Here is a 7,509-nt window from a genome sequence, read left to right as displayed (position 1 = left end):
TCGGTGCGGTTGATGCGGGAGTTGTGGACCGGGGATCGGGTTGATTTCGACGGGGAGTATTACCGGACGGTGGGGGCGTCGATTTATGACGTTCCCGAGGGTGGGATTCCGGTGTATATCGCGGCGGGTGGTCCGGTGGTGGCGCGGTATGCGGGTCGGGCGGGGGATGGGTTCATTTGTACGTCCGGCAAGGGGATGGAGTTGTATACGGAGAAGTTGATGCCTGCGGTGGCGGAGGGTGCGGGGAAGGCGGAGCGGGACGTCGCGGGGATCGACAAGATGATCGAGATCAAGATCTCGTATGACACGGATCCGGTGAGGGCGTTGGAGAACACCCGGTTTTGGGCGCCGTTGTCGTTGACTCCGGAGCAGAAGCATTCGATTGAGGATCCGATCGAGATGGAGGCGGCGGCGGATGCGTTGCCGATTGAGCAGGTCGCGAAGCGGTGGATTGTCGCGTCGGATCCGGATGAGGCGGTCGCGAGGGTGCGGGATTATGTCGATGCCGGGCTGAACCATCTGGTGTTTCATGCGCCCGGGCATGATCAGCGGCGGTTCTTGGAGTTGTTTGAGCGGGATCTGGCGCCGCGGCTGCGCGCCCTGGGCTGACGCCGGTATCGGGCGGGCGGCTCACTAGGCTGACGTGTCATGGATGCCAGCGACGACGTCATGGAAGCCGCCCGCCGACTCGGCGAGGTGTTCGGAGCGTTGCCGCAGGTGCTGCGGTTCCGCGCGGGCGTCGACCCGGAGGCCGACGGCGAGAAGCCGGACGAGGTGTCGATCGCGATCGGTGACGGCTGCCCGGGCCCCGGGTACGCCTCGTACGCCACGCTGGACATGGTCCGATATCCCACCAATGTCACCACCGACGACGGGCGGCCGATCCGCACCGAACTGATCACCGTCGGCCGCGCCGACCACCGCGCCCTCGCCGACGTGCTGGCGCAGTGCGCCTTCGCGGTCGCGTCCGGGTCGTTCCACGTCACCCCGAACACGATCGTGCCCAACGCGGTCCACGAGGCCGACCCGGGCCGCGGCACCAAGCACGTCCTGCTCGTCGTCCCGTTCATCTGGCCCGACCTCGAGATCCTCGTCGACCGCGAGGAGGACGTCACCACCTGGCTGCAGGCGGTGCCGATCACCGACGCCGAACTCGAGTTCGCGTCCCGCAACGGGACGGACGGCCTGTTCGCCCGCCTCGAGTCCGCGGGCGCCGACGTGTCCGACATCGACCGCCCCTCCGTCGTCTAACGACGACCCGGTCTACCGCACGGACAGCGCGAACATCCGCAGATCCCGGTCGGTGCGGCCCCGGTACACCTCGTACGCCCCGGCCAACTCGACGAACGCGGTGTACAGCCGGTCCTTCTCGGCGCCGGTGACCGGGGTCGCCAGCACCTCGATCTCGCGGCCCGCCATCGTCACGCTGGCCTGCGGATCGGCCAGCAGATTGCCCGTCCACGCCGGATGATGTGCCTGCCCGAAGTTGCTGCCCACCACCACGAGCCGATCGCCGTCCCGGAGGTAGAGCAGCGGGCTGGTGCGCCGCAGACCCGACTTGCGTCCGGTCGAGTTGAGCAGCACCGTCGGCAGTCCGATCGGCCCAAGCACCGTGAAGCGGCCACGGCTGCGTTCGAGCAGCGTCCGATCCACGCCGGCCAGGCTGCGGATCATCCACGATCCGAACCGGGTCGACCCGAAAGCGGTGGCCGGACCGCGCAGGATGCTGCTCTCGGACCCCCAGCGGACGTCGGGGAAGGAGGAGTCGCTCATGGATGTCGATTATGCAGCGCCGCCATTCGCCTCGGCCCGCGACGCCGTCCCTGCCGGACCTACGGGACCGACCGCACTGGCTAGGGTGGACGCCATGGCCTCCGCAGCGTCCGCAGTCTCGAGTGTCTACATCGCCTCCCCGGAGGGCGACACGGGGAAGTCGACGATCGCGTTGGGCGTGCTGCAGATGTTGTGCGGGTCGACGGCGCGGGTGGGGGTGTTCCGGCCGATCGCCCGCTCCACCGACGAGCCCGACTACATCCTCGAATTGCTGCTCGACCACACCACCGCCGACCTGACCTACGAGCAGAGCCTCGGCGTCACGTACGAGGCGGTGCACGCCGACCCCGAACTGGCGCTCGCGGAGATCGTCGCCCGGTATCACGAGATGGCGCAGCAGTGCGACGCGGTCGTCATCGTCGGCAGCGACTACACCGATGTGGCGAGCCCAAGCGAACTGGAGTTCAACGCGAGGATCGCCGTCAATCTGGATGCGCCGGTGCTGCTTGCCCTGCGCGGTTCGGGTCGCACCGCCGACGAGGTGTTGCAGCTCGGCCAGATCTGTGCGGCCGAATTGCGGTCCCGCCATGCGCATCTGGTGGGTGTGGTGGTGAACCGTTGCGCACCCGACGACCTCGACGCGGTGCGGGTCGCGCTGGCTCCGCTCGCGGTGCCGGTGTGGAGTCTGCCCGAGATCCCGCTGCTGGTTGCGCCGACGGTCGCCGAACTGCGCCGGGCGATCGGCGGTGAACTCTACAGCGGGGACACCGAATTGCTGCAGCGGGAGGCGCTGCGGGTGATGGTCGGGGGCATGACTGCCGAGCACATCCTCGAGCGGCTCACCGACGGAATGGTCGTGATCGTCCCGGCCGACCGCTCCGATGCTCTGCTTGCTCTCGTCAACGCCCATGAGGCGGAGGGTTTTCCGTCGATCGCCGGGATCATCATGAACGGGGGCCTGCTGCCGCACCCGGCCGTCGCGAAGCTGATGGCGGGATTGCGGCCGAGTCTGCCGATCCTGACCACCGACCTCGGGACCTTCGACACCGCGTCCGCGGCGGCGGTCACCCGGGGGCGGGTGGCCGTCGGATCGCAGCGCAAGGTCGACACCGCGTTGAGCCTGATGGAGCAGCGGGTCGATGCCGCGGACCTGCTGGCCTGGCTGCGGGTGGAGCGGCCCGAGGTGGTCACACCGCAGATGTTCGAGTACCAGCTGATCGAACGGGCGCGCGCCGACCGGCGGCACATCGTGCTCCCGGAGGGTAGCGACGACCGGATCCTGCGGGCCGCGGGACGGGTGCTGCAACGCGGCATCGCCGACCTGACCATCCTCGGGGACGAGACGGCGATCCGTCGTCGGGCCGCAGACCTCGGCGTCGACCTCGACGGCGCCGCGGTCCTCACCCCGTCGGACTGCGAGCACACCGAACGGTTCGCGGTCGAGTACGCGCGGTTGCGGGAGCATAAGGGGATGACCGTCGACCGGGCGCGGGAGGTGATGGCCGACGTCTCGTACTTCGGAACGATGATGGTGCACACCGGAATCGCGGATGGCATGGTGTCCGGCGCCGCGCACACCACCGCGCACACCATCCGCCCCTCGTTCGAGATCATCCGGACCGAACCGGGGGTGTCGACGGTGTCGAGCATCTTCCTGATGTGCCTGGCCGACCGGGTGCTTGCCTACGGCGACTGCGCCGTTGTCCCCGACCCGACGGCCGAACAGCTCGCCGACATCGCGATCTCCTCCGCGCGCACCGCCGCCCGCTTCGGCATCGACCCGCGGATTGCGATGCTGTCCTACTCGACCGGCGATTCCGGCGCCGGGATCGAGGTGGACAAGGTGCGGATGGCGACCGCGCTGGTCCGGGAGCGGCGCCCGGATCTGTTGGTGGAGGGCCCGATCCAGTACGACGCGGCGGTCGAGCCGACCGTGGCGACGGCGAAGCTCCCCGACTCGCAGGTCGCGGGCCGGGCGACGGTGTTTGTGTTCCCCGACCTGAACACCGGGAACAACACGTACAAGGCGGTGCAGCGCAGCGCGGGTGCGGTCGCGGTCGGCCCGGTGCTGCAAGGCCTGAACAAGCCGGTCAACGACCTGTCGCGGGGGGCGCTGGTGCAGGACATCGTCAACACGGTTGCGATCACCGCGATCCAGGCGCAGGGCATCGAGTCGGGGGAGGCACGGTCGTGAAAGGATCGGTGCTGGTAGTCAATTCGGGATCGTCGTCGATCAAGTATCAACTGGTCGACCCGGACGGCGGGGAGGCGATCGCGGCCGGACTTGTCGAACGGATCGGGGAGCCCGACGGGCTGGTCACGCACCACCACCGCGGCACGGACCGGGAACACCGCGGTCCGATCAGCGACCACGCGCACGGACTGCGGCTGGCGTTCGGGATGTTCGCCGAGGCGGGCGTCGATCTGGTGACCGCGGGCATCGCCGCCGTCGGCCACCGAGTGGTGCACGGCGGAGAGGTCTTCCACCGCCCGACGCTCATCACGCCCGACGTGATCGACGAGATCACCCGACTGTCGGAACTCGCCCCGCTGCACAACCCGGCCAACGTGATCGGCATCGAGGGTGCGATGCTGGCGCTGCCGTTCGTGCCGCACGTCGCGGTCTTCGACACCGCGTTCTTCCACACCCTGCCCGCCCGGTCCCGCACCTACGCCCTCGACGCCGAGGTCGCCGCAGCGCACGGTATCCGCCGCTACGGGTTCCACGGCACCTCCCACGAGTACGTGTCGGCGCGGGTGGCGGAGGTGCTCGGTCGCGACCCGGCCGAGCTGAACCAGATCGTGCTGCACCTGGGCAACGGGGCGTCGGCATCGGCGATCGCGGGTGGCCGCGCGATTGACACGTCGATGGGACTCACCCCGCTCGAGGGGCTGGTGATGGGAACCCGCAGCGGCGACATCGACCCCGGCATTCTGATGCACCTGCGCCGCAGCGCCGGGCTGGAGGTCGACGCGATCGACGACCTGCTGAACCGGCGTTCGGGACTCAAGGGACTCAGCGGGGTCAACGACTTCCGGGAGCTGCGGCAGCTGATCGACGCGGGTGACCCGGCCGCGACCCTCGCCTACGACGTCTACATCCACCGGCTCCGTAAGTACGTCGGCGGCTACCTGGCGGTGCTCGGTGGTGCCGATGCGATCACGTTCACCGCCGGGGTCGGGGAGAACGCGGCGGAGGTGCGGGCCGACGCGCTCGCCGGGCTGCAGCGGCTCGGTATCGAGATCGATCCCCGACGGAACGCGGTCCGCGGTCACGACCCCCGCATCATCTCCACCGACGAGTCCGCGGTGACGGTGCTCGTCGTGCCGACCAACGAGGAGCTCGCGATAGCCCGCTTCGCCCGCGACTTCGCGAGATAGGCGCCTCCGGCGCCCGTGAGCGGATTTGGCCCCGGTGCAGGCCATAAGGACTCACGGGTGGCGCAGCCGCCTACCACCAGGTGCGGGGCCGGACCCGGTTCGCGAGGTCGACCAGGGCGTGCCGGTGCGCGGTCCGGGACGTGTTGCGCGCCAACGCCCGTAGCGCGGTCTCGGTGCCGGTGCGCAGACCGTCCTCGGTGAACGGGACGCCGAGCAGCGGTCCCCCGTCCCGGTCGGGGACCTTCCCGGACAGCACCCAGTCGAGGGCGGTGCCGAGGACAACGGCCCGCATCTGTGGTGCCCGCCCCTCGTCGGGGGGCAGCATCTCGACCCGGCGCGCGGCGTCCCGCAGTGCCCCCTCGTCGAGCCGCGCGATCGGCGCCCCGGACAGTCGGGTCAGCGCCGCCGTCATGCGGGCGGTCGTGAACAGGCGTGAGGTCGCCGGGATCTGATCGAGGGCGGCGATCGCGCCTGCGATGTCGCCCTGCTCGGCGAGTTCGCGCGAGAGCCCGAACGCCGCGCTCACCACCCCGCGGTCGCTCCGCCACACCGTGCGGTAGTACTTCTCGGCGAAACTGCGCCACTGCCGCGGATCGTCGGTGTGCCAGTGCTGCAGGATCAGCTCGGCGGTCGCGGCCAGCGCCAGCTTCGGGGCGATCTCGCCGGGCAGGGCGGCGAGGGTGCCGTCGAAACACGTCATCGCCGCCTCATATTCGCCGCGGAGCAGTGCCACCATGCCGCGATACCAGTCGATCCGCCAGTCGTCGCCCCCGGTCTCGGCGACCACGTCGAGCACGGCTGCCGCTGCGTCGTCGTCACCGAGATCGAGGAGGGCCTTCACCTCCGCGTATGCGATCTCCGCGGTGAATCCGGGTGCACCGTCGGCACCGGGGTCGAGGCTGTTCGCGCGGGCCCGTCGGATCGCGTCCAGGGTCTGAGCGGGTTCGGCATGCACCGTCGCCGCGATCAACGGGGAGCTTGGATCGGTCAGATCGATCAGGGGGACGGCCAGTGCGGCAACGACCTCCCGCGCATCGACGGCGACGCCGTGGCGGGCGCCGTCGAGGTAGACGTCCGTTCCGCGGATCGCTAGATCGGTTCCGAAGACCGTCCTGCCGGGGCTGAACCGCTCGGACAGGCCGGGATGCTCGTCGCCGGTCTGCCGGGACAGCACCTCGCGCAGGACGCCGGTCAGCTGGCCCGCGGTCGCCACGGCGTCGCCGAATCGCCGGTCGGGGTCGGTGTCGGTGGCGCGCAACAGGAATCGGTACAGCGACTCGTGCTCGGCGAGCAGGGGAGCGTCATCCGGGGAGGGGATACCGGGCCGGTAGTGCCCGTGCTCGGCCGGCAAGTTCAGGCACAGCACGGCCAGCGTCCGGCCGACCGTGTAGATGTCGCTGGCGACGGTCGGTCCGGTGCGGAGGATCTCGGGTGCCTGGTATCCGGGGGTGCCGTACAGATAGCCGAAATCCTCCAGCGCGGCCACCGCCCCCAGATCGATCAGCTTGACCTGGTCCTCGGTGATCATGATGTTCTCGGGCTTGAGGTCGTTGTACGCCAGTCCGATCGAGTGCAGGTACTCCAGGGCGGGCAGCACCTCAAGGACGTAGGCGATGGCCTGCTCCACCGGGAGCCGTTCGGGGCGCTGCCGGGTCCGCAACGCATCGCGCAGCGAATGTCCGCCGACATACTCCATCACGATGAAGCCGATGGTGCTGCCGTCCGGCTGCGGATGTTCGACGAAGTTGTAGATCTTGACGATCCCCGGGTATTCGACCTCGGCGAGGAACTGGCGTTCGGCGAGCGCGACCGCCTGGGCCTCGGCATCCCCGGCGTGCAGCAGTCCCTTGAGCACCACCCACCGATCGCTGACGTTGCGGTCGACGGCCAGGTAGATCCAGCCGAGCCCGCCGTGTGCGAGACACCCCTGGACCTCGTACTGGGCGGCAACCATGTCCCCCGCGGCCAACCGGGGCGCGAAGTCGAATCCGGCGGTGCAGAAGGGGCAGTGCCCCGCGGTGTCTTCCGGCCCGCCCCGCCCCACCGGCTTGCCGCACTTCCAACAGTACCGCTTGTTCTCGGCGACAACGGGATTCGTCATCACCACGGTGGCGGGGTCGGGCATCGTCACGGCGGGGACCTCGACGAGACCGCCGCCGATGCGGCGACGGGCGCTGCGGGAACGCTGCGATCGGCTGCGTCGTCCGCTGCTTCGCGCCGAGGAGGTCCGGGCCGACGTGCCCCCGGGGGCGGTCTCCGGTCCCGTGCTCGCATCCTGTGGTGCCGCCGCCGCTTGGGTCGGCTGCGCGGCCTGGGTGGGGGGTGCGTCGTCGGGGGAGTCGGTCATCGCGGCGG

Annotated in this window: 6 protein-coding genes; 4 read left to right on the top strand and 2 right to left on the bottom strand. The window is 69.8% G+C overall.

Annotated elements, in window-relative coordinates; translation table 11 throughout:
* Together ACFWPA_RS16455 and ACFWPA_RS16450 are read left to right on the top strand one after the other, a co-directional pair.
* The coding region (locus tag ACFWPA_RS16455) for an LLM class flavin-dependent oxidoreductase (protein ID WP_378570976.1) at positions 1-609 on the top strand (609 nt) is incomplete at its 5' end.
* Between the two features lie 39 nt (positions 610-648).
* Entirely contained in the window at positions 649-1,251 is a 603-nt protein-coding gene (locus ACFWPA_RS16450) for a suppressor of fused domain protein (protein ID WP_378506065.1), read from the top strand.
* Between the two features lie 12 nt (positions 1,252-1,263).
* Here the strand turns inward: ACFWPA_RS16450 and ACFWPA_RS16445 are convergent, their stop codons facing one another.
* Positions 1,264-1,773 carry a nitroreductase/quinone reductase family protein gene (locus ACFWPA_RS16445; RefSeq protein ID WP_378506066.1) on the bottom strand — a complete coding sequence of 170 codons (510 nt, stop codon included), beginning with the start codon at positions 1,771-1,773 and terminating at the stop codon, positions 1,264-1,266.
* A gap of 94 nt (positions 1,774-1,867) precedes the next feature.
* Between ACFWPA_RS16445 and pta the strand changes: the two genes are divergently transcribed.
* Positions 1,868-3,967, top strand: coding sequence for a phosphate acetyltransferase (gene pta / locus ACFWPA_RS16440; protein ID WP_378506067.1), 2,100 nt, complete (start codon positions 1,868-1,870; stop codon positions 3,965-3,967).
* Between the two features lie 8 nt (positions 3,968-3,975).
* Complete coding sequence (locus ACFWPA_RS16435) at positions 3,976-5,154, top strand: acetate kinase (protein WP_378506068.1); 1,179 nt, start codon at positions 3,976-3,978, stop codon at positions 5,152-5,154.
* 70 nt (positions 5,155-5,224) lie between these two features.
* Here ACFWPA_RS16435 and ACFWPA_RS16430 read toward each other — a convergent pair whose 3' ends face one another.
* Positions 5,225-7,501, bottom strand: coding sequence for a tetratricopeptide repeat protein (locus ACFWPA_RS16430; protein WP_378506069.1), 2,277 nt, complete (start codon positions 7,499-7,501; stop codon positions 5,225-5,227).
* Positions 7,502-7,509: the final 8 nt, after the last annotated feature.

This window comes from Rhodococcus sp. NPDC058505, from assembly GCF_042720095.1.
Taxonomy (GTDB): Bacteria; Actinomycetota; Actinomycetes; order Mycobacteriales; family Mycobacteriaceae; genus Rhodococcus_G.
Note: the sequence above shows the minus strand (reverse complement) of the source record. Positions and strands in the feature narration are given on the sequence as shown.

Bases quoted from the DNA above. Each gene is read 5' to 3' on its own strand.
- ACFWPA_RS16450 (WP_378506065.1), top strand. From the start codon at position 649: ATGGATGCCAGCGACGACGTCATGGAAGCCGCCCGCCGACTCGGCGAG.
- ACFWPA_RS16445 (WP_378506066.1), bottom strand. From the start codon at position 1,773: ATGAGCGACTCCTCCTTCCCCGACGTCCGCTGGGGGTCCGAGAGCAGC.
- pta (WP_378506067.1), top strand. From the start codon at position 1,868: ATGGCCTCCGCAGCGTCCGCAGTCTCGAGTGTCTACATCGCCTCCCCG.
- ACFWPA_RS16430 (WP_378506069.1), bottom strand. From the start codon at position 7,501: ATGACCGACTCCCCCGACGACGCACCCCCCACCCAGGCCGCGCAGCCG.